The organism is Bacillus sp. FSL R5-0286 (assembly GCF_038593245.1).
Lineage (GTDB): Bacteria > Bacillota > Bacilli > Bacillales > Bacillaceae > Bacillus > Bacillus altitudinis.
Genome location: NZ_CP151977.1, coordinates 2,730,845 through 2,756,592 on the forward strand (window position 1 = coordinate 2,730,845; position 25,748 = coordinate 2,756,592).

Consider the following 25,748-nt stretch of genomic DNA (forward strand, 5'->3'; position numbering starts at 1 on the left):
CTCCCCTCATGCTGATGCATGTGTTAACTGTATCTTAAGGATGAAAAATCCGTCTACAATCATATCATCAGATCATATTTACTCAGGGGAAGCTACTCAAAACGTTACATAAAACATAAGAAAATGATCCTAATCTCAGAAAATGATTATTGACAAACCTACCAGATTTTTGGATTAATAAACTAAGGGGAAAAGATTGTTTCGTTTGAAATGGGGGGTTTTATGAAAAGAAAGCAGTATAAATTTTATTACAAGCTGGTGACGTTTTTTTTCGTGCTTAGTACAATTCCTGTTATTATTGTCGGTATTTTTTCTTATCAGCATTCGCAAAAAACTGCACTCGAAAATATTTCAAATGAAAAGCTGGACAGCGTCAAACAAACGCAATCCAATATTGAGCATATTTTAAAGACAGTAGATCATTCTCTCACTCACTATGTCAGTTCGCCGCCTCTCCTTCAAACACTGGCAGAACCTTTAAATCCAGACCAATTCCAACTTTATAATCAAGTCCAGCAAGAACTGAATTACCTGCAAACCTTCGACACCGATCTCTCCAATATTACACTTGTTAGTAAAATGGAAGATTGGTATATGAACAATTCTGGTCTTTATCATGTCTCAAACGGAGATCAAGAGAAAGCGTTAACCTCTTACCTCAATATTCCGAGTCATTCCAGCTGGGCACTTGAAGAAAATAATCCACTTGTCTCAACAAAAGAAGGAAAGACATCCTTTTGCAAATACAATGTGAATTTAATCAAGCAGCTTCCGATGAATAGTGTCCAAAAAAAGGGGATCGCCGTCGCCAGCATTCCAAGCTGCGTGATTGCTGACAACATGCCTGACTTCTCTCAATCTGATAGTATGTTTGTCATTGATACAAACGGAAAAGTGCTGCTACATAATCGAAAAGAACAAATTGGTGACTCGTTAAAAAATCAAGATTTCGTCAAACATGTCCTGTCACTTGAAGAACGATCCGGACAATTTGATATGAAAATCGATGAACTAAACTATCAAATTACGTTTCAAAAATCAGATTATAACGAATGGACATACTTATCCTTTGTCTCCATTCCAGAACTAAAGCAGCAAACGAAATCAATCGGGTGGATCACCTTTATTATTTGCTTTATTTTGTTAGCGCTTTCATTATTATTTTCATGGTTTGGCTCTAGACACTTTTATAAACCGATTCGCTTATTATACGAATCCTTTGCACGTAATGAGTCGTTTTTGCATAAACAGCCTTTCCAAAATGAATTTGAGCTCATCGAATCGAGCATTAAACAAATGAAAGATCAAAACAATGATCTAGAGGAACGGATTGAGCAGCAAGTGACCCACTTACAGCAATACTTTATGGTGCGGTTGCTGCTTGGCAAACTGACGGAAGAAGAGATTCACAACCGATTTCAAAGTCTAGGCTTTCCTCGTGACTGGTCCCATTTGTCCATGCTTGTGACCCAAATCGATACACTAAAAGGAACGCCGTATGAAAAAAAGGATGCAGACTTGCTTTTATTTGCGATAAATGGACTGATTGAGCAGATTATTCCGCTAGAGGAGCACCTTCAGCCGACCGTTGTCAATCAGCATCAAACGACGATTGTCCTCAATCAATCGAAGTCAGAAGAGGAATTTACTGAATATTTAAATCAATTAGCTGAAACAATTCAGCAGCGGATTGAGGAAGAGCTGGGCTTATCGATCAGCATTGGGATCAGTCGCTCATTTAAAGAGCTCTCTATGGCCAAACATGCTTATATTGAGGGAAAAGAAGCCTTAAAATATAGGCTCAAGGCAGAGAAAAAATCCATTCTTTTATACGAGCATATTCAGCAAGGAAAGACGTTTAAGACTCACTTCCCAAAACAGCTGCAGCATGATTTATTTGATGCCATTAAAGCAGGCGATCAAGGCAAGGCAGATCACTATTTACATGTGCTTCTGCAATCCATTTTTTCTAAAAATGCTGGACCACATGAGTACCAGATTGCTCTCGCTCGTTTTTTAAACAATCTCATCGAGCTGATGCATTTACTAGGCATTGAATTGTTTGAAGTCGAAGATAATAAAATGCTCTATGATACGATCTTTGAGTTTAAAACGTTTGAAGATACAGAAGCGTGGCTGAAACATGAGATCATTCGACCCATCATTGATCAGCTCGGCGCGCGTGAAGACTCTCAATATAAAAATATCTCAGAGAAAATCATTCATATCATTCATCAAGAATTTGACTCAGATCTGACATTGGACGAAATCGCTACACGCCTGCACTACAACCCAAATTATTTAAGCAGTATTTTTAGAAAAGAAATGGATATCTCCTTTAGTGAATATCTCTCGTCTTACAGACATCATGTCGCCAAAAACTGGTTGGTGGAGACAGATATGTCGGTGAAAGAAATTTCGGAAAAGCTAAAATATAAAAATCCGCAAAATTTCATCCGCTCCTTTAAAAAGCTGGAAGGCACAACACCTGGGAAGTACCGTGATCAGAAAAAAGGCATATAAAGCAAAGTCCCGCTCTCACAAGAAGCGGGACTTTTTTATTTAAACTGTTCATTTAGAATACTGTCTTCCAGCACTGAAAGCGGCTCGCCATACACTCGTTCAATATGGGCTGCCCCCCAATCACATAACGCATTCAAAATTCGCTCAAGTGACTGTCCGTATTCACTTAATTCATACTCCACTTTAGGCGGCACTTGTTCATATACAATGCGGTTAATCACACCGTCATTTTCAAGCTCTCTCAGCTGCTGTGTGAGCATTTTTTGCGTGATATTTGGCATGAGGCGCTTCAGTTCACTCGTCCGCTTTTTCCCATGTGTTAAATGACATAAAATGACACACTTCCATTTCCCGCCGATCACTTCAAGCGTTGCCTCCACAGAGATATTATATTTCTTCTTTTCCAACGTCTCTTCACTCCTTTTGATGCTGTACAGGCACTTTTTAGTACCTATATTACAAAAAAGTACGTACTTTTTTTTCTGTCATCTATGTTAGATAATAACTCTTGCCGATCGGCTTCGTCTATTAAAATGTCATGAAAGAAGGATGTGAATCACTATGCAAAACAAACAAAATCACTTTGCCCTTCTCGCACTAGCGATTAGTGCATTTGCTATAGGTACAACTGAATTTATCTCTGTAGGTCTCCTACCGATGATCTCAGAGGACTTTGGCGTGAGTGTCAGTCAGGCCGGCTGGACCGTTTCTTTATATGCGCTCGGTGTTACCTTTGGCGCACCAATTCTAACCTCTCTGACTTCCGCTATGAACAAAAAGACATTGCTTTTGCTCATTATGCTCGTCTTTCTCATTGGAAATACACTTGCCACGATTGCCCCGACTTTTTCTGTGCTCTTAATCGGACGAGTGATTTCAGCCCTATCACATGGCGTATTTATGTCGATTGGCTCGACCATTGCCGCAAGCCTTGTGGTGAAAGAAAAGCGGGCAAGCGCTATTGCCTTTATGTTCACTGGTTTAACAGTCGCTACTGTGACCGGTGTGCCATTCGGTACGTTTCTTGGTCATGAGCTCGGCTGGCGGACGTCATTTGGTGTGATTGTCATGATTGGCCTAATCGCACTGATTTCTAACTATTTCCTTGTTCCGTCTCAATTGAAACAGGGTGTGAAAACAACGTTTAAGGATCAAGCAGCCTTATTAAAGACGAAAAGAATTTTGCTTTTATTTGTCATTACTGCTACAGGGTATGGAGGAACTTTTGTCGTCTTCACCTATTTATCCCCTCTCTTGCAGCATGTGACAGGTCTTGCGCCTGGAACAGTTGCCTTGATCCTGCTGTTATACGGGATGACCATCGCCGCTGGGAATGTCATTGGCGGAAAAGCAGCGAATAAACAGCCAATGAAAGCACTGATTTATATGTTTATCATTCAAAGTCTCATCTTGTTTATCCTTAGCTTTACTGCTGGATTTATGACACTCGGGATTGGAACTGTGATGCTGATGGGACTGTTTGCTTTCATGAATGTACCCGGCCTTCAAGTTGCCGTCGTTGATTTTGCAGAAAGGTATACACCTGGAGCTGTCGATGTTGCTTCCGCTCTGAATATCGCTGCCTTTAATGCAGGTATCGCCATTGGTTCATTTTTAGGCGGTATCGTGACAGATACCCTTGGGCTTGTGCATACCGGCTGGGTTGGGGGCATCATGGTGCTCATGGCGGCCATACTCACGATGGTGAGTCATCAAATCGAACAAAAAGAATACAAACAAACCATTTAAAGGAGTCTTTCATATGAACGATTTACAAAGTACAAAAACATTAAACAACGGCGTCCGCATGCCAGGATTTGGTCTTGGGGTCTTTCAGGTTGAAGAGGGAACGGAATTAATTGAAGCTGTTAAAACAGCCATTCAATTAGGATATCGCAGTATTGATACAGCTTCTATTTACGGCAATGAAGAAGGTGTTGGACGAGGCATACAACTTGGTCTAGCAGAAACAGGCCTTCGCCGCGAAGACATCTTTGTGACATCCAAAGTGTGGAATGCCGATTTAGGATATGAAGCGACACTAAAAGCATACGAAGACAGCCTGAAAAAACTTCAGCTTGATTACCTTGATCTGTATTTAATTCACTGGCCAGTTGAAGGGAAATACAAGGAAGCCTGGCGCGCGCTTGAAACGCTGTACCGTGAAGGAAAAGTTAGAGCCATCGGTGTGAGTAACTTCCAGCCGCATCATCTAGATGAATTATTGAAAGATGCGGACATCATTCCAGCGATTAATCAAGTCGAGTTTCATCCAAAACTCACGCAGGAAACGTTGTTTACGTATTTGAAAACACATGGTATCCAAATGGAAGCCTGGTCACCACTTATGCAGGGAGAGCTGCTGCACCACCCGCTGATCACGGAGCTTGCGGGCACATACAGCAAAACACCTGCTCAAATTATTTTGCGCTGGGATGTGCAAAAAGGCGTCATTACGATTCCTAAATCAACGAAAGCCCATCGTTTAAAAGAAAATGCCGATATTTTCGATTTTGTCCTATCTGATGAGGATATGAAGCGCCTGTCTGCCTTAAATGAAAATAAACGAATTGGTCCTGATCCAGACAACTTCGACTTTTAATGAAAACACCCCCGCTTTTTACTAAGCGGGGGTCTTCATGTTCATCATTTTGATTTTTTAAAGGAAGCTTCATATTCTTCTATGATTTTATTTCCACCATTTGATTTCCACTTCTCTACATCTTTCTTAAATTGTTCTTCGTTGATATCACCAAGAATGAACTTATAGGTCGCATCATCGATGATTTTCTTCAATTCATTTCCTCGCTCTGATGCTGTTTCTGAATACAGGCTTTCAGCAGGGTTAGCGACAATGATGTTTTTATTGTCTTCTTCTAGTTCTTCATATTTTGTACGAACTGCATCGCCTTTATTTTTCAAGTAACGTTTATCAATCCCTACGAGGCTGACAAGCGGCTGTACATCTGTCTGCCAGCTTTTCACTTGGCTTTCTTCCCTCACAAATGTATTTCCATCTTGTTTGTTATAATGCTTTCCATCAATCCCGTACGTCATGAGACCATACACGTCTTCTTCTGCAATGCGGTCAAAGAAAGCCAAAATTCTCTTTAACTCTGCTTCTGATTTGACGCTTGTTTTAGGGAAGGCGAAGATGCCATTATGGCCGCCTGATGCCCATACACGTTCTTTGCCATCTGGGCCTTTGATTCGGTTGATAATATCCACTTCCATGTTCTTATCTGTTGCATCATCTCTTAAGTTCACTGCATCTACCATATTTCCAACATAGATACCCGCTTTTCCTTGTGAGAACAATTCTTGCTGCTGCGTTTTGCTTGTGACTGGGAAGTCTTTGTTTATATAGCCATTGTCACGCAACTTTTTCATATATTTCATTGTATTCATATACTCATCTGTCATAAAGTCTGGCGTAAATTTGCCGTTTTCTTCTTTCCAATCTGTTGGCATTCCTTCATAAGAACCGAGCGTTTTAAATGCACCGTAAATCAAATCGTTACGGTCTGTAAAACCAATTGTATCGTCCTTACCATTTTTGTTCGGATCTTTTTCAGTAAATGCCTTGGCTACTTCATAAAGGTCATCCAGCGTTTTTGGTGTATCCAAATTTAAATTTTCAAGCCAATCCTTTCGAATGACAATCCCTTGTCTTGAAAGTGGTCTCTCTCTATAAATGCCATAAAGCTTCCCATCGATAGAGGCATTTTTATTAATCAGTTCGTTCATCTTACTTAAATTTGGATAATCCTTTAAGTATGGACCGATTTCCCAGAACATGCCTGATCTAAACGCATTGATAGCAGATGAATTCTTAATGTCTTGAATCGTCACAATTTGCGGGAGGTTCCCTGCGGCAAGTGCTGAATTTAAACGGTCTTCTTTCACCGCATCAGGCACCCACGTAATATCAAGCTCTGTATTTGTGAGCTTCTCAATCTCTTCTAACACTGAATCTTTCGGCGGCTGCTGATGATATAAAATCGCCATCCATGTCAGCTTCACCTTTTTGTCTAAATCAACCTTTTCATCTGATGAACTTGCCCCTTTACTTGAACAAGCTGACAGAATACCACTTGCGGCAAATAACAAAACAAAGGCAATCAGCCATAATTTCTTTCTCCCCATAAGATCCCTCCGTTATTCCATCTTTTTAACCCTTTACAGAACCTAGTAATGCCCCTTTGTTGAAATGCTTTTGAATAAATGGATAGACAAGCAGAACGGGAATGGTCGCCACGACGATGACCGCCATTTTAATGGTTTGGTCTGGCGGCGGTGTTGATGAGCCCATATCTGACATATCTCCCTGCATACCGCTTGATACAATGACGATTTGTCTTAACAGGACCTGAATTGGCCATTTCACCGAATCGTTTAAATATAAAATGGCTGTCATGTACGTATTCCAATACGTCACGGCATAAAAAAGTGAAATCGTCGCAATAGCTGGCAAAGAAAGTGGCAGCACGATTTTAAAGAAGATCCCTAAATCGTTACAGCCGTCCATCTTCGCTGATTCTTCAAGGCTAGCCGGTATGTTTTGAAAGAAGTTTTTCAAAATGATCAAATTGAATGCATTGATGGCCACTGGCAGAATGAGTGACCAGTAAGTATCAAGCAGCCCAAGTGTTTTCACGACGATAAACGTCGGAATCATCCCTCCGCTAAACAGCATCGTAAAGACAACGAGAAACATGAGGGTTCTTCGGCCCTTTAGCTCCTGACGAGACAGCCCATACGCCATGAGTGAGGATAAAAACATGCTGACCGCTGTTCCAACGAATGTCACAAGAATGGATACAATCAGGCTGCGATACACAATATCTGTAGAAAAGATATAGCGATAGGCCTCTAGAGAAAACGTCGTTGGAAACAAAATAAACTTCTTTGAGATGACCTCTTCTACTGTCGCAAAAGAGGCGGCAATGACATGGATGAACGGGAGCACACATATTAATGCGAACATGAGTAGAAAAGAGTAATTAAATACATTGAACAATCGGCCTTTAATAGAACGATCTATGTTCATCACGCCCTTTCTTTGTAAGCGTTATCATTTCGTCTGAACATAAGCTGCAGCCTTTGACGATATCGTGATTAAAATGTAACAAACGGGGGAAGAAAGCGTCTATAATCATCATGACAGACCACAGAGATGATCATGCCATTCGTGCTTTTAGCCTCATCAATGAAAAGAAAAAGATCATCAGCTAATGTCATGATTATGCCCTATGCCTGATCACTTTCTTTCAGAATTTCTGCCGTATTGACATCTGGCCTGTAGCCTAACTCCTGCTTCGCTTTCTCAGTAGACCAAGGTTTTCCTTCATTTTCTGATACGGCATAATAAGTCCCGAATGGAACGTCCGTTTCGATGGCAGCCTTGATCATGCCGAAAAGGTCTTCATGTGAAAGAAGCGTTCGTTTCGTTCTTTTTTTGGTGTGCAATCCTTCCATCTCATCTGTCACGACGGTTCCAATTCTCAAATTGATGACAGACATACCTGTTTGATCGTGAAACAAACGCCCAAGCTGTTCGGAAGCAAATTTTAAAATGCCATACACATTTTTCGTTGCTGGTACATCATCAGTCGTAATTTCTCGCCCTAGTAAGGAGTGCCCATCTTTTTCATAGCGATCTGTCACATGGTTACTGCTTGCAAAAATGACTTTTGGAATGCTTAACCTGGCCGCTGAACGAAACATATTATACGTGCTTATCCAAAACACCTCATTCATTTTTGCAAACTCCTTTTCATTCATCACATCATGCGTCATGTCTATGTTTAAAAGATGAATGATCACATCTGTATCTCTTGGAATGGCTTGAAACAACTCCTCATCATTCGCCGCATTTGCAAAAATGACTTCTTCTACACATCTTGTTTGATCAATGATGGTCAGGTCATACTCCGAAGAGAGCTCTTTAGTTAATAAACGTCCGATGACACCACATCCGCCAATCATGGTGATTTTTTTCATCTGTTTCCTCCTTCATCTCTATCGGAGTAGTATGTCCATGCCGTCTATTGATTACAGCCACTTTTTCAAAAAACGTGTAGCCTCGTGGCGCATAGCAGCCGTTTCAAAATGACCTGCATGTAAACCTACAAGCTGATAACGTTCCTTTAAGGAAGCAGCTTGATAGGCTTGACTTAATGTCTGTTGAATTCGTCCAACACCTTCAGCAGGTGTAAGCTGATCATGCTTTCCAACTAAGCTTAAATGCGGTCTTGGGAAAATCATTTCTTGGATGTCAGCTGCTGTAAAGTGCTTAGCTAAGCTCGGTACATAATAGTAAAAACCGTGTCTATCTAAATGATTTGTTTCAATCAATGTGTGATGATCAACCTGTGCGCAAAGATCCACACACACACTGACCCTCTCATCAAGTGCTGCCGTCCACCATGAAAGAAGGCCGCCCATTGACATCCCAAAAACAGCTAAACGCTCTGGAAGCACATCAGAGCGGGACAGCAAATAATCAATTGCACACATGCTCTCATACAGCATCATGCCCCACATCACTTTTCCTGTTAACAGCATTTCTTTGAAAATTTCACTTTCTGTTCTTCCCCTTCTTTCACCAAATCCCGCGTGATCAATCGCCAACACACTATAGCCCTTTGAAGTGAATTCTTTTGCGTATGAAGGCGTTTGCAAATAATGAGCCCCCTTCAATAACTCTTCTTTCCCATCCACATAATTCCCACCATGAGAATGCTGAAACAAGACAACAGGCCTTTTTTTTACTGTATCTTTCGGCTTCACAAAATAAGCCGGAACTTCCTCCACCCCATGAATAGAGAGAATGAGTGTTTCTACTAAGTACGATTCACGTTCCTCAATCTTTAACGTATACGCCTCCACACGATGGCGCTCCGGCATTTCCCCTAATAAACTGAGCAGTTGTTCACGTTTGCTTTCCTTTTCCATTGACGTCACTCCTCATTTTCTTGATCAACTTGTTAAATACGAGATTGATGGAGGAATTACCTTGTTTTCGACAAAATTATGTCCCGGGAAATAAACAACACCCATCGGCTGATACCGATGGGTGCGTTCATTAGTTTGCGACAATATTGACAAGTTTTCCAGGAACCGCAATCACTTTGCGGATTGTTTTCCCTTCAAGCTGTTCTTTTATCCGTGCATCATTTTTCGCAAGCTCTTCTAGCTGCTCTTTTGTTGCATCAGCAGGGACCGTTAATTTTGCTTTCACTTTTCCATTTAGCTGTACGACAATTTCCACTTCATCATCGACAAGTTTTGACTCATCATATTGCGGCCATGCTTCATAAGAAATAGACCCTTCATGACCAAGTTTGTTCCAAAGCTCTTCCGCTACATGCGGTGCAATCGGAGAAAGAAGTTTCACAAATCCTTCTGCATATTCTTTCGGCAGTGTGTCAGCCTTGTATGCATCGTTGATGAACACCATTAATTGTGAAATCCCAGTATTGAAACGTAAGCCTTCATAATGATCCGTTACCTTCATGACGGTTTCATGGTAGCTGCGCTCTAATGCGCCGCCAGATTGCTCTGTCACTTTATCACTGATGGAGCCATCTTCATTTGTAAACAGACGCCATACACGATCTAGGAAACGACGAGCACCATCAAGACCTGTTTCAGACCAAGCAATCGATGCATCTAAAGGTCCCATGAACATTTCGTACAGTCTTAATGTATCTGCACCATGAGATTCTACGATATCATCTGGGTTGACAACATTCCCTTTTGATTTACTCATTTTTTCATTATTTTCACCAAGAATCATTCCTTGGTTGAACAATTTCATGAACGGTTCTTTTGTTGGAACAACACCAATATCATACAAGAATTTATGCCAGAATCGTGCATATAGCAGATGAAGCACAGCATGTTCTGCTCCACCAATATACACATCAACCGGAAGCCATTTCTTTAGCTTTTCAGGCGATGCAAGTTCTTCTGTGTTATGTGGATCAATATAACGTAAGAAGTACCAGCAGCTACCTGCCCATTGTGGCATCGTATTGGTTTCACGGCGTCCTTTTTTACCTGTCACTGGATCGACGACCTCTACCCAATCTTTAATATTCGCTAAAGGTGATTCACCTGTTCCGCTTGGCTTAATCTCAGTCGTCTTAGGCAAAATCAGTGGAAGCTCTTCCTCTGAAACAGCTGAAGATGTTCCGTCCTCCCAATGAATAATTGGAATTGGCTCTCCCCAGTAACGCTGACGGCTGAACAGCCAGTCTCTTAAACGATAAGTGACTTTCTTTTCACCTTTTTGATGTTCTTCCAGCCATGCAATCGCTTTTTCAATTGCTTCTTCTTTCCCTAAGCCGTTTAAGAAATCAGAGTTGATGTGCTTTCCATCACCTGTGTAGGCTTCTTTGTCAATGTCTCCACCTTCGACAACCTCTTTGATTGGAAGATCGAATGTTTTGGCGAATTCATAATCACGTTCATCATGAGCAGGAACTGCCATGATCGCTCCAGTGCCATATGTGGCTAACACATAATCTGCAATCCAGATCGGCATCTTTTCCCCATTCAATGGATTGATGGCATAAGCACCTGTGAAAATGCCCGTTTTCGTTTTAGCAAGATCTGTTCGCTCTAAGTCACTCTTAGACTGAATTTCTTTGATATATGCTTCAACAGCTTCTTTTTGAGCAGCTGTTGTAATTTTTTCAACTAGTGCATGCTCTGGTGCAAGAACGGCATATGTTGCACCAAATAGTGTATCAGGACGTGTTGTAAACACAGTAAACTGTTCGTCATGTCCTTCTACTTCGAAGTGAACATGTGCACCTTCAGAACGTCCAATCCAGTTGCGCTGCATGTCTTTGATGCTTTCAGGCCAATCAATGTCTTCTAAATCTTCTAACAGCCTGTCCGCATATGCTGTAATTTTTAGCATCCATTGCTTCATTGGACGTCTTTCAACAGGATGCCCTCCGCGCTCACTTTTCCCATCAATGACTTCTTCATTTGCAAGGACTGTACCGAGTGCTGGGCACCAGTTTACAGGTACTTCATCAATATACGCCAATCCTTTTTCGTACAATTTCAAGAAAATCCACTGGGTCCATTTATAATAATTCGGATCTGTCGTGTTAATTTCTCGATCCCAATCATATGAGAAGCCCAATGATTGAATTTGGCGGCGGAAATTATTAATGTTCTCTTCTGTAAATGCAGCTGGATCATTTCCTGTATCCAGCGCATATTGTTCCGCTGGAAGACCAAATGCGTCCCATCCCATTGGATGAAGAACATCGTATCCCTGCATACGTTTCATACGTGATAAAATATCCGTTGCTGTGTATCCTTCAGGATGCCCTACATGAAGCCCTGCTCCTGATGGATAAGGAAACATATCTAGCGCATAAAACTTTGGTTTATCTTCCGAGTCAGATGTGGCGAATGTTTTATGTGTCAGCCAATAATCCTGCCACTTTTTTTCAATTTCCCGATGCTGAAAACTCAATGTGAAAACCTCCTTTAATATGTACGGCTTTATCTGCTCAGATGACCACTGCAAGAATTCAGATTTTTCTAAAATCAACAAAAAACCCTCATCCCTGGAAAGGGACGAGAGATTTTTTGGTTCCCGCGGTACCACCCTTGTTAGCGTCATGAACTGTTCATACGCTCACTTAATATCTTTAACGCAGACATGCGACAGAAGCTTTAACGCAACTGCAACTCTGAGGCGAGTTCAGAAGCAGATTTGATTGACTTTCACCAGCCGTCAATTCTCTAAAGACAAATGCTGCTTTCCTACTACTCCTCTTCACTGTTCTTATCGTAACCGTCATCTAAGTAGTATTTTATAGAATTATGATCATAAGTGCAAGCAGGTTTGTATACAATGGGAATGTACCCTAGACTAGGGTAAAGTGAGGATATTATTCGTGTGGAGATCGGTTATGACGGTTGGAGCCTGCATCCTGTGAACGTTCTTCTCTCACAAAATCGAAGCTTCGCAGAACTGCTTCTCCTCCGTAACCTGAAATAATGGATAAGATGATCAAGTGCAGACTAGATTCGGGATTTGAGGATAAGACAAGCAGTGTAGCAGCAATCATCCCAACGAGCCAATCTTCAATAAACCCTAGATAAATAAACTTCTTTGTCATTCTGGGCTTCTCTAGCCTGCCTTTTTTCTTTACGTGACCGAGAATGCCCATGACCCCTCCAATGGCGCAAGCAATAATGACTTGTTGCAGCATTTTCATCACCTTCCTAAAGCCCTTAGAATAGTAAAGCGACTTCAGGCTGTCCAGCCCCCTGTAATGCCATTCTGCTGTTCCGTCATAATCCATGTAAAAGGTCTATTCTCTCTAACGAAGAAAAAAAGCTTGTTTCTTCCATTATATGTGAATGACCCAAAAACAATCTTGATGCATTGGAATCATTTTTACCTAATCCATATTAACTATTTTTGTCATTTTATGAATTATCCTCAAATGATCCCTTCTTTTTCTAATGAAAAGTCTCCTTACTTACTCTATTCTAATGGAGGACAAACTATGATGACAAATTTAACAAAGCGATTGCAATCATTGAAACAGAACATATGTTATGTTACGTTTAAAAAGAATTCATTTGGTTTTAAAAAAACCATCTTAAATGTCTGATAGCAGCAGCAAAGGAGGGTAATATGGTCAGCTCGAACATCTTCGGCTTGCAAAAACAGCTTGAACTCATAAAAAAAGCGCTGGATCATGCGCGGATTGGTGTTGTCATTACAGACCCTTCTTTAGAGGATAACCCTATCGTTTATGTGAATCATGGCTTTACACAAATGACTGGATATAAACCAGATGAGATTCTTGGACGTAATTGTCGATTCCTCCAAGGAAAAGACACAAATCAAGAGCAACTTGCCTTAATACGTCACGGAATTCAAAACAAAACACCTATTACCACACAGCTCAAAAATTATAAAAAAGACGGTACTTTTTTTTGGAATGAACTCAATATAGATCCTCTATACATTGAACAAGATGACAAAACATTTTTTATTGGCTTTCAAAAGGATATTACAAAGCAGAAAGAATATGAACAACTCCTAGAAGATTCCTTACAGGAAGTCACCTCTCTGTCGACGCCAATTGTCCCAATCAAAAATGGTGTTTCCGCTCTTCCACTCATCGGAAAATTATCAGAAGAACGCTTTGATGCTATCGTCGCGAAGTTAACTTGTATATTAGAAGATTCAAAGGATGATTATTTAATTGTCGATCTTTCTGGTTTAATTGATGTCGATGATTCCGTTGCAGCGCGAATTTTCAAACTGCATCACCTGCTGAACTTAACTGGAACTGAACTCATCATCACTGGGATCAAACCACAGCTTGCGATGAAAATGAAAGACTTAGATACAGACTTTCAGAATACGATCACTTATTTAACGGTAAAAGAAGCAATCAAAGGATTAGCATTAGCTGAAAACCCTGTTTAAACAGGGTTTTTTTAATTGAACCGCTCCCCGAAATGGAAAAATGAGGTATGATAGGTATAAATAGCGATATAGGGGGGCTGCCAAATGATGATGTTACTCATCATAGGTCTTTTATGTATTTGTTTCGCCATTGGATATGCCGTCAATTTCTTATTACTTAAACACCAAAATCAACAAATCTTTTCAAAAAAACTCTTCTATCCTTTTTTGACCATTGGTCTTGTTTTTTCTATTATGTCATTACCGTTTGCCGGCACAGGTGCTCCGAAAGCACAAGCAGATCCATCTTCTGAACAGCTGCTGAAAGAGCAAAAACAATTAGCATCTGACATTTCTCGTCTAAAGGAAGACAAAGAAACGCTGACGGCCTCTTTAGAAGACGTGACCAAAGAAAAAGAAAAGCTATCCAAGAAATTAGAAACCATCACCTCCGAAAAGAAGACAGTCAAACAGCAAGAAAAAACCATCCATGAGCTTGAAGAGAAAATAGACAAGCTCACCTCTACAAACGAAACACTCAAAAAAGAACACCAGAAAGTAAACAAAGACACCACGTCATCGGCCCAGCGATCTGCTCCTAAAGATGATGGGTCGAATACTGGCGGTCATGAGTCACAAAAAGAAACAAAAAAAGAATCTGCCGCCTGTAATATTAAAGGAAGTGTCAACGGCATATATCACACACCGAGCAGCAGATACTACTCACGGACAAAAAACGTGACCAAAATGTTCTGCTCCGTAGAAGAAGCTGAGCGTGCAGGGTACCGGGCACCAAAACAATAGACATCTTTTGACGATAAAAAAACCTCCTGTCAGCCCAATATAGGTACAGGAGGTTCTTCTTTAAATTTCTCTTCTTAATGCTGTTAATACATTCGTTTTTGTCGCCTTACGTGCTGGATTGAGTCCAGAAATAATGGCGACTCCTGCACTAATCACTGTTGCTGTGACCACAAGGCTTAGCGGAATATAGGAGAAGGTGATCGAGAATTGATCACTGGATCCCCCTTCAGACATAGAAGACAAAATCGCTGGAATGATTAAATTCACTGCAAAACTAACGATGTACGAGATGATGATCCCGATGATCGATCCAATCACCCCAATATAAGCACTTTCCATGAGGAACATTCGCTTAATAATGGAAGGATTCGCACCGATGGCTTTCATGATCCCAATCTCTTGTGTCCGCTCTGTTACGGCCATTGTCATCGTATTGAAAATGCCAATCGCCGAAATAATTACCGCAATACATCCAACAAAGATGAGTCCAATTTTAAAGACTGTAAAGAACATATCCATTCCTTCAAGCTGATTCGTCACAGAGATGACTTGATAGCCGTCATCTGTCAGCTTATCTGTGAGCGCACCGACATTGTCGAACTTATCAGCATAGACAGACGTCATTTTTTCGACATTTCCTGCATCAGGAGACAGATCGAGCACTTGACTAAATTCTTTTTCATAAGCATTCGGAATAAGAATTTTATGATCTTGCTGCCACTCCAAATTCGGTTTCTTCAATACACCGACGACACGGAAATCGAACGTCTTTTCTTTCACCACTTCATTTTTTTCATTAAATTTTGGTACCTTGATTTGAATGACTTTGTTTAAAATTTCCTTCGTATAGCCTTTTGGCTCTTCCGGTGTCTCTTCACCATTTGATATCTGATTCATTTCTTTTTCATAGTCTTTTCGTTCTTTTTCCGTCCAAAGTTGTTCTGCCATATGATACCCAACTACAATTTCATTCGCCGATGTTGGGACTTTTCCACGGTCTAGTTCAAGGCCTGCCTCTTTTTCTTCTTTCATATCTGTCAGTACAGCCTGCGTATCACCTGAGCGATTATCGAGCTCGACGTGAACCGATGGAATGATTGACGTTCTTGCAACGACAGATTTCGCATGATCATATTTCTTTAAATCGTCGACCTTGACGTCACCTTTTTCTTTGCCTAACACTTTAATTTCTGTAATAATTTGTTGTTTCATGATTTCATCTTGAGCCGATTTTTGCAGACCAAAACCAACCGACGCTAGAACGATTAAGAAAGAGCATGCCATTGTCGTTGCAAGTATGGTCATAAACACACGCAATCTATTTTTCTTCATATTTCTTCTGATGAATTTGACCTGATCTCTAAATTTCAATGGACTGATCCCCTTTCTTTAATACACCATCATGAAGCTGGAACGTTGTGTCTGCGATTGAAGCGACTTCATCGTCATGTGTAATGATGACAAATGTAATTCCTTTTTCACGATTAAGCTGCTGGATAAAAGCTAGAATTTCTCCTTCAGTTTCTGAATCCAGACTGCCTGTTGGTTCATCTGCTAAAATAATAGACGGATTAAGGATCAAGGCTCTTGCAATACTCACACGCTGCTGCTGTCCACCTGATAGTTCATTAGGATAATGTCCTGCGTGATGTTCAAGACCAACTCGTTTCAGCATTTCCTTTACTTTCACTTTTCGCTCAGACGGCTTCACACCTTTTAAAGTGAGCGGAAGTTCAACGTTCTCATATGTTGTTAAACTCCCGATCAATTGAAAGCTTTGAAAGATAAAGCCAAAATGATCTAACCGAAAGTCTGCCCATTCTTTCTCATTAAAGCCGGTCACATTGGTGCCATCAACGATAATTTGTCCGCTTGTTGGCGTAATATATCCCGATATTAAATTCAGTAAAGTTGATTTCCCCGAACCGCTTCGTCCGACGATACATGCAATTTCGCCTCTTTTAATAGACAAGTCAATGTCTTTGAGCACAGGAATCTCGTTCTCCCTGCCCTTTTTCCCAATTTTAAACACATGATCTAACGATTGAATTTGAATCATCTCTACTCCCCTGCTCTCTGTTTATCTTTTTCGATAGATTAAAAAATAACTCGTCAGTGCACCTACAGCTCCACCGATGCACATACCAACAAAATATCCAATTAATGAATCTGAGGAGAAACCAACCCAGCCAAACCCTAAGACGCCAAACACGATCACCATAATTTGAATTGGGCGATCCATTATTGAATAAAGGAAGAATCGGCCATTTCGTTCAATTGGATGTTTAATAAAGCTAAACAAGCCAATAAGGTAAAATAGCAACATCATGACAATTGGAACGATGTATTCTTCACCATTGAACCAAAGCGGATATTCCTGATAAAAACTGTTAGCTGTAATATAAGTAATGGGGGAAATGGGCGTGATCAAAAAATTAAAGATTTTATCCAGCCACATCCCGCTTGTTTTAAAGATAAAATCTAAATGAAGGATTGGTAAACCAATCACTAAGTAAGGTAAAATAGCTGTACTAAATCCAACGATTGCTTGAGAAATAGCACTCCCTGTTAAAGCACCTGCTGCAAAAAACAAACTATAGATCATCAAGGCTGACAACAGTGCAGAAACATAAAGACTGTTAAATCCAGGTGTCTCTATTGGCCCAAGACCTAATTTTAATAAATAAATGAGAAGGTATGAAACAGCATGAACACTTGTAATGATTCCTGCACCTAAGAAAAACTTTGTATGAAAGATGGAACTTCTACTAAACGGCAAGGATACGGTAAAGTCCATCTGCCCTTTATTTCTTTCAAATCCTAGCTGAATCACAGCAAAAAATATTCCCATGACCCATGAAAGTGAGAGAAATGCGTCCGTCTTAAAAATATAAGTGAATGTTGTTGTATCCATTAGACAGTCTCGGTTATTCAAACAATCTTGAAAGGTTGAGTACTCCATTAAGAGGGATAATGGCGTCGCAAAGACCGCAACAAGCATCACTAAAATGAAAGTCAGCTCAGACTGCTTCCATTCCTTATATAACAATTGCCGCTTTACCATCTACGTTTCCCTCCAAACTTCGCAATGAATACTTCTTCTAAATTCACAGGCAGTTCATGCCAAACTTTTGGTTCAAGCGATTTCAAATACTCTTTTGCTTCTTCATCTGTTTTGAGTACAAGTGCTGTATAGAACACACCTGCTTGATCTAAAATGGCAACGCCTTTTTTTCTAATACTTAAGTTCATATCCTCTTCAAATGCCATCTGGATTTTAACGTAGTCATTCTTTAATTCATCTAAATCCATAACACTTGTGAGCTGATTTCCTTCCAAAAACCCGATTCGGTTACACATACGCTCAATATCCTCTAAACGGTGAGATGTAATTAAAATCGTTGTTTGTCGTTCTGCCACCTCGTCAATCATCAGCTGAAGAACGTCATTTCTTGTGACTGCATCAATCCCGTCTGTCGGCTCATCTAACAAAATGACTGCTGGTTTGATGGCAAAACTTAAAATGAGAGACAGCTGTTTCTTTAAACCTGTCGACAATTCACGGTATTTCACTTTTTCCGGAATCTCATACCGGTTCACAAGCTCATTGGCATATGTCACGTCAAACTTTGGATACAGTTGTTTTAACAGCTTCACAAGCTGTCCATAATTGTACCGGTCAAAGTAGGGATTTACGACTGGCATATACACAATATTTTGCTTCACTAACGGGTGGTCTTTTACGAGTACATCTTTAAAATAAATCTCTCCTTCATCTGGAAGAAGAATTTGCTGAATCAAGCGAAGAAGTGTTGTTTTACCAGAGCCATTCCGGCCAAGCAGACCAAAGATCTCTCCTTCGCCTATCTTGAAGGAAACGTTGCTGAGTACTTCGCGTCCATTTAATTTCTTTGATACATTTCTGACCTCAATCAACTTGTTTTCCTCCTTTTAGACTTGAGCCGATCTCCTCCAGCCACTCTTTGAGTTGATGAATATCAATACCGGCATAATGAGCTTCAATAATGAGTTGCCTTAATTGCTCCTTCATCTCTAACACCTTCCCTTCATTCAGCTTTAACTGTGCACCTTCTGTCACATACGTTCCACGGCCTCTTAATGTTTCAATAATTCCTTCCCGTTCAAGCTCTTTATACGCTTTGCTGACGGTGTTTGGATTCGCAATAATAATGGTGGCAAGCTCTCTCACAGAGGGCAGTTTGTCACCTGGTTTCATCACGCCTTTTAAGCACAAAATTTTTAACTGCTCAATGATTTGTTCATATATTGGTGCAGCGCTTCTTGGATCTATTTGAATCATGATGGCTCCCTCTTTTCTCATTCATGCTTTTGCAGTCCTATCGCTTGATCATGTCCTTGCATTAAAGGGACCGAATTTGGAATAAAATCTTTTTGAACTTCAAAACCAATGAAAACGAGAACGAAAAAAAATGTACATGCTAACGCAACAGCCAGCACCATCCACTTTAAATTGATTGGTTTTTTTTCTTTTTTCATGGTTAAACACCTTTCTTCACGTTTAAGTGTCTATAGTGTATTAGTTGATGTAGTACACTTAATACAATATAGACACTTGATTGAAAAGTCAAGGGACTCTAGAAAAAAATAGGCAGACGAACCAGATAAAATTTACGAAACTACTCAAAAGCATTCGTGAAGTCAGGTTTTCTTCTGATTTAGGGTGTTCAACACGTTAATAACTTTCATAATCGCCTGAAAAAGTGGATGGAGCGTTTTAAGGAGTTGCAACAAAATATTCGGAAAACTACCTCTGCTGGTTCCGATGGCTTGATAAGGAAAAGAATGTAGCATTTGAAAAACGAGTAGAGCAAATGCTTGTTTTAGCGTGTCAAAGTGCATAATAAAAGACCCCGAATATTGAGGTCTCTACAATGTTTTAATTAGATACTATTACTTTGTTTTTGGACTTGCTTTTGAACAGGATTAGCACCCACCATACTAATAAAAATATATAGCCTATAACTGTAAAGATAGACCAAACTGCACCCTGTCGCAATTGACTAAATAAGTGTTCAAATTCATTCATTCCTTCTACTCTACCAATGCTATTTATCAGGCTAATAATCGGAATTGTAACAGTAAATACAATGGTTAGAATGGACAATCCCCTATGTTTATTTTTCACAACACTGAATATTGCGGTTCCTAATGTTGCTAAGAAAAACAAGTAATATAATGCCCAAAACCAATCAGGAAGAGTCTCCCACATTTCTTCTACCCCCTTGAAGATATTTGCAATTTCTATATATAACATACTTTAACAGAATAAAAACCTATTTATCCAAAAACAACTTTGCGAAAACAGCCAAAAAATAAAAACAGACCCTTAAAAGAAGGATCTGTTCATCATTCGTTCTCGTATGAAATACCTAAAATCATTTGGTTTTGCAGACTTTGAATTTGTACACGCGTTCTGTCTAAACGTTCTCTTTGCTGATCATTGGCGACATCTTTTAACTTTTCTAATTCATTCACCGCATCCTCAAGCATGAGCTGCGCTTTTGAAAATTCTTCTACGTTATAATGTTCTTGGCGAGAGCTCAAATCAAACTGTTCGCTTGCAAACTCAAGAGTCTCAGTGCTTTTTTGGACAAATTCATCGATTGATTTTCTAGTTGCCATCTAGCCATCCCTCCATTTCATCATTGCTCTCGCCTATTTTGCCCACGTAAAGCTTTTTCACTAAAGAAAATGTTGGACAGATTCAATTGTCCTCTTTCGTGATTTTTGTTAAACTTTATGGATGCCTATTATTATGCAAGGAGGTTACTGACTTGGATCAGCATAACCCTTTTTTATATTCAAACAGCGAAAAACGTTATCACACATGGAATTATCATTTGCGTGAGCACTTTGGTCATAAAGTATTTAAAGTCGCATTAGACGGCGGCTTTGATTGTCCAAACCGTGATGGTACTGTCGCACATGGAGGCTGCACATTTTGCAGCGCAGCAGGATCTGGTGATTTTGCAGGGAACCGGGCGGATGATCTCATCACTCAATTTAATGAAATCAAGGACCGGATGCATACAAAATGGAAAGATGGAAAATACATGGCGTATTTCCAAGCTTACACAAACACACATGCGCCGCTTCCTGTTTTAAAAGAAAAATACGAAACCGTCATGAATCTGGATGGAGTGGTTGGTTTATCGATTGCCACAAGACCTGATTGTCTGCCAGATGACGTCGTGGAATATTTAGCTGAGTTAAACGAACGGACATATCTATGGGTTGAACTTGGTCTACAAACTGTACATGAGCGGACAGCGATGCTCATCAACCGTGCCCATGATTATGAATGCTACGTAGAAGGTGTAGAAAAACTGCGAAAACATGGCATTCGAGTCTGTTCACATATCATCAACGGTCTTCCTCTTGAAAACCGAGATATGATGATGGAGACAGCAAAAGCTGTCGCTGATTTAGATGTGCAAGGAATTAAAATTCATCTACTTCACCTGTTAAAAGGAACACCGATGGTAAAGCAATATGAGAAAGGCAAACTAGAGTTTCTCAGCCAAGAGGAATATGTCCAGCTTGTCTGTGATCAGCTGGAGATCCTGCCCCCAGAAATGATTATTCATCGTATTACAGGCGATGGTCCCATTGAATTAATGGTAGGTCCAATGTGGAGTGTGAATAAATGGGAAGTGCTCAATGCCATTAATGCTGAGCTTGAAAGACGTAACAGCTACCAGGGCAAACGCTTCGTCAGATTGGAAGAAGCGGCAAAATGATTTTAAAACGGATGCTCCCTTTTAGTAAAGAACTGTTAGAACGTGCTTGTCAAAAAGGCGATATTGTCATTGATGCAACGATGGGAAATGGCCATGATACACGCTATTTAGCTGACCTTGTCGGGAGAGATGGACAAGTTTTCGCATTCGATGTACAGAAGGAAGCCATTGAGCAAACAAGCAAAAGACTTGGTGAGCACTATCCAAACGTTCACCTGATCCATGACGGACATGAACAACTTGCTGAGCATCTGCCAGCGGATGCTTATGGTCACATATCTGGTGCAGTGTTCAATCTTGGGTACTTACCAGGAGGCGATAAAACCGTCACAACTCAGGCCCATACAACCATTGAAGCGATCAAACAGCTCATGGATTGGCTTAAGCCTGGAGGTCTGATCGTTCTTGTGATTTACCACGGGCACCCCGAAGGAAAAAAAGAGAAGGACATCCTTCTTGATTATTGCAAAACACTCCATCACGAAGAAATACAGGTGATATCTTATCAATACATGAATATTCAAAACGATCCGCCCTTTGTGGTAGCCATCGAAAAAAAACTCAAATCCTCTTAATGGATTTGAGTTTTATTATTTAATAAGCGTATTGGTCAATGATTTCTTCAAGCACTACTTCTAGCTCTTCTGCATCTGCAAGCTCTGATCGAGTAAAGCGGACACGTACAAGCTGTTCTCCGTCATTATACATTTCTTCCAGCCAGCCACGCAGCCCTCTTGCTCTGCGGTCAACTTCAAAAATGATATCTAGCCCCTCTTTATCAATGAAGAAAATCACCTCTAACTCATCAAGCATTTGACGATAATAATCGGAAGTCGGTATGAACTCAAACTCTTGAACAAAGGGAAGGCGGCGCCTGAAATAAGGTGCTTCTTCACAGTCTGCTTCATGAAGGTGAAAGCCTAAGTTTCCAACAGCTTCAAGCACACGTTTCACCCACGGGTGCGCGCTTACAAAAATGCGGTCATGATCAGATTTATCAATACCACCTTGAATATCAAGGTCTGTCACAACAGCCACCTCTACTTTACCTACAGTCATTGGTGTATCAAGAGGAAGGTGAAACGAGAATGTAAACTGATGAGCTTCCGCAGGCTGAATCGTGAATGATTCAGTCACTCGGACAGAATGGATGGTTGTGTGTTTTCGTTGCTCTTCATCATCTTTTACAATGGTGTACCATGTTTTCAACTTTAAATCAATATAGCGAATATCTTGAGGCACTTTTCCGCCCTTCACATGGACTGTTCCCTTTACTTCTTCTCCCGGTTCATACGCATCTTTCTCCAAAATTGTATCCACTTTTGCTGCACCGATTCCTACACTTGCTACAAACTTTTTAAAAAACGACATATTCGACCTTCCCCTTTTTTAAGTTTTTCAACAAATATACGTCATAAGGAGTAGATACGATTCATTCAATTCATACTTTTCTCCTATTTTTCGTACACTAAGAATAATATCGGCAGCAAATAAGAGGATTGTAATCATAAAAGAACTGTACATGTTCCAAAGCGAAACAGTTCAAAACAAAAAAGCTTGTAGAAAAACATTTTCTACAAGCTGATGAGCTTATTTTATACGTTAAGAAGATTTCATCCAAGGCATTTTCTGATAGGTTCGATAGGCTCTGCCATTGATATAGAAAAAGAACGATGTTTTCCCGCTTGATTTGATCAACCGCTTTGCCAACTTGTTCATCTCTTTTTGAGCTGTCACTTTTTCATCAGACAAATAGACCGCAAGTAACCCTCTATTGATTAGTTTGTGAAAATTCTCGTGTGGAATACCTTTCAGCTGTTCATCCGCTTTTTCAATAAAATGCTGTAGTCTATCCATCATCTCATGATGAGAGTTGTAGTACGAGCAAAAATTCAAATCGCCTTCCAGCCTGTCCTCTTCTTGGTCGATTAAATAGTCCAGTAAGATGTGCAGACCTTGAATATAAGGGAAATAGCTTTCGTAAATTTGCTTCGCCTGCTTCTCTGTAAAATCAGGCTGCAGTGCATAAGCCACAAGACAGAAAATGCCCAGCGTTGATCCTGCACATGCGGAAAACTCATACCACTCCATCTTCGGTAAATCCTTTTCATACTGGCGGAACCATGACTCTAATCGAGGTTCACGCTCATGAGGAACCACATGCTTATGTACTTGTAAATCACTATAATAATCACACAGCGTATGTAAATAGGGCTGAATGATCGGATAATGTGCTAGACGTGACAGCACATCTTGGCACGTCCTGACTAGCGCATGCAGGTACCCATGATCCTCTTGATCATCACGGAATTGATAATACGGCTTAAGCTCCGCATGAATATCGAGTGCATCTCTCATCGCTTGATGCAGCATATGAAAATCCTTTGGATCAAGTGATGTACTGCGGTCACACAAATTATCTAAGTAATCGCTAATCGTTTGGTACGCCACAATGAATTCAATACACGTTTCCTTCGCTTCACCTGCAAGAAGAGATAAAATTCCCCCGCCTTCACAGTGGAAGGTTTTACTGGATATGCTCGCTAGTGCCTGCGTTCTCAGTTCTTCGTTTTCAATCATTTCTGCATGAGCCCGCCACTTTTTTAGCTCCTGATGAACTAGCGGAAAAATATCTTTATACACCTTCGTCATCAGTGCAAAAGGACGTTCTGGTACTGACAAATCAATCCACCCCCAACTTAAGCTCACAATCAAATATATTGATCAGTAAAGGCTCTTGCCGCCTTAAACACATCTTCTCGCTCGGGCTCATTAAAAATTTCATGATAAAGCCCTTCCCATTCACGGTATGATTTATTGGTTGATTCAATGCCATTGAACCATTTCATCACTCTTGTTTTATCTACAATCTTGTCATCGCCTGCCTGCATGAGCAGGAGTGGAATCGACCGAAAAACATTCGTAGGCTGCATCGCCGCATCGATATTTTTCACCAGTTCTCGATACCAGCGAACCGACACCTTCGTCACATAAAGCGAATCATTCGAATCTGCCTCTATCACATCTTGATTCCGTGTGGCAAGTTCAATCGACAGCCCAGATTCGACTTTAAAAGACGGCGCCAGCACATTTAGCCCTTTTGACGCAAAATCCATCAGCTTCTTCGGTTTAAATTGCAGACCTAAACAAGGTGATGATAAAATAAGGCCATCAATCTTCGTATGGGTATACTGCTTGAACCATTCAATCGAAATCAGTCCCCCCATACTATGTCCAAGTAAAAATGTCGGAAGTCTGAACGACTTCGCATGTTCAATCCATTCATCGACTGTATCAATGTATTCTTGAAAAGAACGAATGTGGCCTCTCGCACGTGTCGATGTCCCCTGCCCAGGCAGGTCACCCATGACGACGTGATAGCCTGCATTTCGCCACATTTCGATCAGCCATTTATATCGGCCATGATATTCACTAGCACCATGTACAATGACAATTGTACCAACCGGTCTTTCAGCATGCCAAGTCCACAAAGTAAACACCTCACAAATGTTGTATTAAGAAAGGAAGTCGAAAAAGTGATTTATCCATATCATCAGTTTACACCTGAGATTCATGAATCGGTCTTTGTTGCAGAAAACGCCACCATTACAGGTGATGTCACAATTGGAGAATATTCAAGCGTTTGGTTCCAAACGGTCATTAGAGGCGATGTAGCTCCTGTCAGAATTGGAAAAAACGTCAACATTCAAGACTTATCCTGTCTGCATCAAAGTCCTGGAAAAACACTTCTTATTGAAGATGGTGCTACCATTGGACACCAAGTCACATTACATAGCTCTATCATTCGAAAAAATGCCCTCATTGGCATGGGATCCATCATTCTCGATGGTGCGGAAATTGGCGAAGGAGCCTTTATTGGTGCAGGTAGCCTTGTCCCGCAAGGAAAAGTCATCCCAAAAGGTTCACTTGCTTTTGGCCGTCCAGCCAAAGTCGTTCGCCAGTTAACAGATGAAGATATCCAAGACATGGATCGTATCCGCAGAGAATATGTAGAAAAAGGACAATACTATCGTTCCCTTTTATCGCGTTAACATCATACATGTATCTTCACTTTATCATGTTTTTTTCAGGATATTAAGCAATAACTGTGTACCGCTTGTTATTTTACCCTTTTCCACTACTTTCTATCATGACAAAAAAGGTTTTCAGCACAAAGC

26 protein-coding genes, 1 pseudogene and 1 other annotated feature are annotated in these 25,748 nt (G+C 40.5%); of the genes and pseudogenes, 9 read left to right on the forward strand and 18 right to left on the reverse strand.

Annotated elements, in window-relative coordinates:
• Positions 1–222 precede the first annotated feature (222 nt).
• On the forward strand, positions 223–2,523 hold the full coding sequence (locus NST24_RS14020) for a helix-turn-helix domain-containing protein (RefSeq protein WP_144680029.1): 2,301 nt from the start codon (positions 223–225) through the stop codon (positions 2,521–2,523).
• Between the two features lie 35 nt (positions 2,524–2,558).
• Here the strand turns inward: NST24_RS14020 and NST24_RS14025 are convergent, their stop codons facing one another.
• Positions 2,559–2,930, reverse strand: coding sequence for a helix-turn-helix domain-containing protein (locus NST24_RS14025; RefSeq protein ID WP_008343017.1), 372 nt, complete (start codon positions 2,928–2,930; stop codon positions 2,559–2,561).
• 154 nt (positions 2,931–3,084) lie between these two features.
• Between NST24_RS14025 and NST24_RS14030 the strand changes: the two genes are divergently transcribed.
• A complete protein-coding gene (locus NST24_RS14030; protein WP_024719303.1) occupies positions 3,085–4,272 on the forward strand; it encodes an MFS transporter in 1,188 nt (395 codons plus the stop codon).
• Positions 4,273–4,285: 13 nt separating this feature from the next.
• Positions 4,286–5,125 (forward strand): aldo/keto reductase, encoded by an 840-nt coding sequence (locus NST24_RS14035; RefSeq protein ID WP_039168372.1) that lies wholly within the window; start codon positions 4,286–4,288, stop codon positions 5,123–5,125.
• A 44-nt stretch (positions 5,126–5,169) separates the two neighbouring features.
• Here the strand turns inward: NST24_RS14035 and NST24_RS14040 are convergent, their stop codons facing one another.
• From NST24_RS14040 to NST24_RS14065, 6 genes are all read right to left on the reverse strand, one after another.
• Positions 5,170–6,669, reverse strand: a complete 1,500-nt coding sequence (locus tag NST24_RS14040) for an extracellular solute-binding protein (RefSeq protein WP_008343015.1) — start codon at positions 6,667–6,669, stop codon at positions 5,170–5,172.
• A 25-nt stretch (positions 6,670–6,694) separates the two neighbouring features.
• Positions 6,695–7,555, reverse strand: a complete 861-nt coding sequence (locus NST24_RS14045) for a carbohydrate ABC transporter permease (protein WP_113767071.1) — start codon at positions 7,553–7,555, stop codon at positions 6,695–6,697.
• Between the two features lie 218 nt (positions 7,556–7,773).
• A complete protein-coding gene (locus NST24_RS14050) occupies positions 7,774–8,526 on the reverse strand; it encodes an NAD(P)-dependent oxidoreductase (RefSeq protein WP_326377511.1) in 753 nt (250 codons plus the stop codon).
• A gap of 51 nt (positions 8,527–8,577) precedes the next feature.
• A complete protein-coding gene (locus NST24_RS14055) occupies positions 8,578–9,480 on the reverse strand; it encodes an alpha/beta fold hydrolase (protein WP_160757435.1) in 903 nt (300 codons plus the stop codon).
• 130 nt (positions 9,481–9,610) lie between these two features.
• Entirely contained in the window at positions 9,611–12,025 is a 2,415-nt protein-coding gene (gene leuS / locus NST24_RS14060; protein ID WP_017367888.1) for a leucine--tRNA ligase, read from the reverse strand.
• Positions 12,026–12,122: 97 nt separating this feature from the next.
• Positions 12,123–12,344: a binding site (T-box leader), on the reverse strand.
• Between the two features lie 102 nt (positions 12,345–12,446).
• Positions 12,447–12,776: a DUF4257 domain-containing protein gene (locus NST24_RS14065; protein ID WP_008343006.1), complete on the reverse strand. Its 330-nt coding sequence runs from the start codon at positions 12,774–12,776 to the stop codon at positions 12,447–12,449.
• A gap of 425 nt (positions 12,777–13,201) precedes the next feature.
• Here NST24_RS14065 and NST24_RS14070 point away from each other — a divergent pair, with 425 nt between their 5' ends.
• Together NST24_RS14070 and NST24_RS14075 are read left to right on the forward strand one after the other, a co-directional pair.
• Positions 13,202–14,005: an STAS domain-containing protein gene (locus tag NST24_RS14070; RefSeq protein WP_041507632.1), complete on the forward strand. Its 804-nt coding sequence runs from the start codon at positions 13,202–13,204 to the stop codon at positions 14,003–14,005.
• 84 nt (positions 14,006–14,089) lie between these two features.
• The gene (locus tag NST24_RS14075; RefSeq protein ID WP_046344266.1) at positions 14,090–14,788 is read left to right on the forward strand and encodes a m protein repeat family protein; all 699 of its coding nucleotides are present in this window, start codon (positions 14,090–14,092) and stop codon (positions 14,786–14,788) included.
• 60 nt (positions 14,789–14,848) lie between these two features.
• On the opposite strand, the gene NST24_RS14080 is transcribed toward NST24_RS14075, so the two are convergent.
• The 6 genes from NST24_RS14080 to NST24_RS14105 are packed head-to-tail and all read right to left on the reverse strand — an operon-like array spanning position 14,849 to position 19,306.
• The gene (locus tag NST24_RS14080) at positions 14,849–16,159 is read right to left on the reverse strand and encodes an ABC transporter permease (RefSeq protein WP_045034182.1); all 1,311 of its coding nucleotides are present in this window, start codon (positions 16,157–16,159) and stop codon (positions 14,849–14,851) included.
• Entirely contained in the window at positions 16,149–16,847 is a 699-nt protein-coding gene (locus tag NST24_RS14085) for an ABC transporter ATP-binding protein (RefSeq protein WP_017367892.1), read from the reverse strand. The genes NST24_RS14080 and NST24_RS14085 overlap by 11 nt, the downstream gene beginning before the upstream one ends.
• A gap of 21 nt (positions 16,848–16,868) precedes the next feature.
• Positions 16,869–17,852, reverse strand: coding sequence for an ABC transporter ATP-binding protein (locus NST24_RS14090; protein ID WP_342461910.1), 984 nt, complete (start codon positions 17,850–17,852; stop codon positions 16,869–16,871).
• The gene (locus tag NST24_RS14095) at positions 17,846–18,724 is read right to left on the reverse strand and encodes an ABC transporter ATP-binding protein (protein WP_007501894.1); all 879 of its coding nucleotides are present in this window, start codon (positions 18,722–18,724) and stop codon (positions 17,846–17,848) included. The genes NST24_RS14090 and NST24_RS14095 overlap by 7 nt, the downstream gene beginning before the upstream one ends.
• Positions 18,717–19,109 (reverse strand): GntR family transcriptional regulator, encoded by a 393-nt coding sequence (locus NST24_RS14100; RefSeq protein ID WP_019743690.1) that lies wholly within the window; start codon positions 19,107–19,109, stop codon positions 18,717–18,719. Before NST24_RS14100 ends, NST24_RS14095 begins: the two co-directional genes overlap by 8 nt.
• 17 nt (positions 19,110–19,126) lie before the next feature.
• Positions 19,127–19,306 carry a hypothetical protein gene (locus NST24_RS14105; RefSeq protein WP_008342991.1) on the reverse strand — a complete coding sequence of 60 codons (180 nt, stop codon included), beginning with the start codon at positions 19,304–19,306 and terminating at the stop codon, positions 19,127–19,129.
• A 186-nt stretch (positions 19,307–19,492) separates the two neighbouring features.
• Between NST24_RS14105 and NST24_RS14110 the strand changes: the two are divergent.
• Positions 19,493–19,671 (forward strand): annotated as a pseudogene (locus tag NST24_RS14110) (IS1595 family transposase); the annotation flags it as partial.
• 35 nt (positions 19,672–19,706) lie between these two features.
• Here the strand turns inward: NST24_RS14110 and NST24_RS14115 are convergent.
• Together NST24_RS14115 and NST24_RS14120 are read right to left on the reverse strand one after the other, a co-directional pair.
• The gene (locus tag NST24_RS14115; protein WP_058337251.1) at positions 19,707–20,039 is read right to left on the reverse strand and encodes a hypothetical protein; all 333 of its coding nucleotides are present in this window, start codon (positions 20,037–20,039) and stop codon (positions 19,707–19,709) included.
• A gap of 137 nt (positions 20,040–20,176) precedes the next feature.
• Complete coding sequence (locus tag NST24_RS14120; RefSeq protein WP_017367895.1) at positions 20,177–20,452, reverse strand: YtzC family protein; 276 nt, start codon at positions 20,450–20,452, stop codon at positions 20,177–20,179.
• A 152-nt stretch (positions 20,453–20,604) separates the two neighbouring features.
• Between NST24_RS14120 and NST24_RS14125 the strand changes: the two genes are divergently transcribed.
• Positions 20,605–21,570 carry a TIGR01212 family radical SAM protein gene (locus NST24_RS14125; protein ID WP_017358356.1) on the forward strand — a complete coding sequence of 322 codons (966 nt, stop codon included), beginning with the start codon at positions 20,605–20,607 and terminating at the stop codon, positions 21,568–21,570.
• Positions 21,567–22,145, forward strand: a complete 579-nt coding sequence (locus NST24_RS14130) for a class I SAM-dependent methyltransferase (protein ID WP_342461911.1) — start codon at positions 21,567–21,569, stop codon at positions 22,143–22,145. Before NST24_RS14125 ends, NST24_RS14130 begins: the two co-directional genes overlap by 4 nt.
• A 19-nt stretch (positions 22,146–22,164) precedes the next feature.
• Here NST24_RS14130 and NST24_RS14135 read toward each other — a convergent pair whose 3' ends face one another.
• From NST24_RS14135 to NST24_RS14145, 3 genes are all read right to left on the reverse strand, one after another.
• Positions 22,165–22,941 carry a sporulation protein gene (locus NST24_RS14135; protein WP_342461912.1) on the reverse strand — a complete coding sequence of 259 codons (777 nt, stop codon included), beginning with the start codon at positions 22,939–22,941 and terminating at the stop codon, positions 22,165–22,167.
• A gap of 231 nt (positions 22,942–23,172) precedes the next feature.
• Complete coding sequence (locus NST24_RS14140; protein ID WP_017358359.1) at positions 23,173–24,252, reverse strand: tetraprenyl-beta-curcumene synthase family protein; 1,080 nt, start codon at positions 24,250–24,252, stop codon at positions 23,173–23,175.
• 29 nt (positions 24,253–24,281) lie between these two features.
• On the reverse strand, positions 24,282–25,061 hold the full coding sequence (locus NST24_RS14145; RefSeq protein WP_019743683.1) for an alpha/beta hydrolase: 780 nt from the start codon (positions 25,059–25,061) through the stop codon (positions 24,282–24,284).
• A gap of 45 nt (positions 25,062–25,106) precedes the next feature.
• On the opposite strand from NST24_RS14145, the gene NST24_RS14150 reads away from it, so the two are divergent.
• Positions 25,107–25,622, forward strand: a complete 516-nt coding sequence (locus NST24_RS14150; protein WP_008342977.1) for a gamma carbonic anhydrase family protein — start codon at positions 25,107–25,109, stop codon at positions 25,620–25,622.
• Positions 25,623–25,748: the final 126 nt, after the last annotated feature.

Excerpts from the sequence above, each read along its gene's own strand:
- NST24_RS14050 (WP_326377511.1), bottom strand. The coding sequence starts at position 8,526 with ATGAAAAAAATCACCATGATTGGCGGATGTGGTGTCATCGGACGTTTA.
- NST24_RS14070 (WP_041507632.1), top strand. The coding sequence starts at position 13,202 with ATGGTCAGCTCGAACATCTTCGGCTTGCAAAAACAGCTTGAACTCATA.
- NST24_RS14020 (WP_144680029.1), top strand. The coding sequence starts at position 223 with ATGAAAAGAAAGCAGTATAAATTTTATTACAAGCTGGTGACGTTTTTT.
- NST24_RS14040 (WP_008343015.1), bottom strand. The coding sequence starts at position 6,669 with ATGGGGAGAAAGAAATTATGGCTGATTGCCTTTGTTTTGTTATTTGCC.
- NST24_RS14135 (WP_342461912.1), bottom strand. The coding sequence starts at position 22,941 with ATGTCGTTTTTTAAAAAGTTTGTAGCAAGTGTAGGAATCGGTGCAGCA.
- NST24_RS14085 (WP_017367892.1), bottom strand. The coding sequence starts at position 16,847 with ATGATTCAAATTCAATCGTTAGATCATGTGTTTAAAATTGGGAAAAAG.
- NST24_RS14035 (WP_039168372.1), top strand. The coding sequence starts at position 4,286 with ATGAACGATTTACAAAGTACAAAAACATTAAACAACGGCGTCCGCATG.
- NST24_RS14130 (WP_342461911.1), top strand. The coding sequence starts at position 21,567 with ATGATTTTAAAACGGATGCTCCCTTTTAGTAAAGAACTGTTAGAACGT.
- NST24_RS14075 (WP_046344266.1), top strand. The coding sequence starts at position 14,090 with ATGATGATGTTACTCATCATAGGTCTTTTATGTATTTGTTTCGCCATT.
- NST24_RS14065 (WP_008343006.1), bottom strand. The coding sequence starts at position 12,776 with ATGAAAATGCTGCAACAAGTCATTATTGCTTGCGCCATTGGAGGGGTC.
- NST24_RS14055 (WP_160757435.1), bottom strand. The coding sequence starts at position 9,480 with ATGGAAAAGGAAAGCAAACGTGAACAACTGCTCAGTTTATTAGGGGAA.
- NST24_RS14120 (WP_017367895.1), bottom strand. The coding sequence starts at position 20,452 with ATGGCAACTAGAAAATCAATCGATGAATTTGTCCAAAAAAGCACTGAG.
- NST24_RS14030 (WP_024719303.1), top strand. The coding sequence starts at position 3,085 with ATGCAAAACAAACAAAATCACTTTGCCCTTCTCGCACTAGCGATTAGT.
- NST24_RS14115 (WP_058337251.1), bottom strand. The coding sequence starts at position 20,039 with ATGTGGGAGACTCTTCCTGATTGGTTTTGGGCATTATATTACTTGTTT.
- NST24_RS14105 (WP_008342991.1), bottom strand. The coding sequence starts at position 19,306 with ATGAAAAAAGAAAAAAAACCAATCAATTTAAAGTGGATGGTGCTGGCT.
- NST24_RS14100 (WP_019743690.1), bottom strand. The coding sequence starts at position 19,109 with ATGATTCAAATAGATCCAAGAAGCGCTGCACCAATATATGAACAAATC.
- NST24_RS14090 (WP_342461910.1), bottom strand. The coding sequence starts at position 17,852 with ATGGTAAAGCGGCAATTGTTATATAAGGAATGGAAGCAGTCTGAGCTG.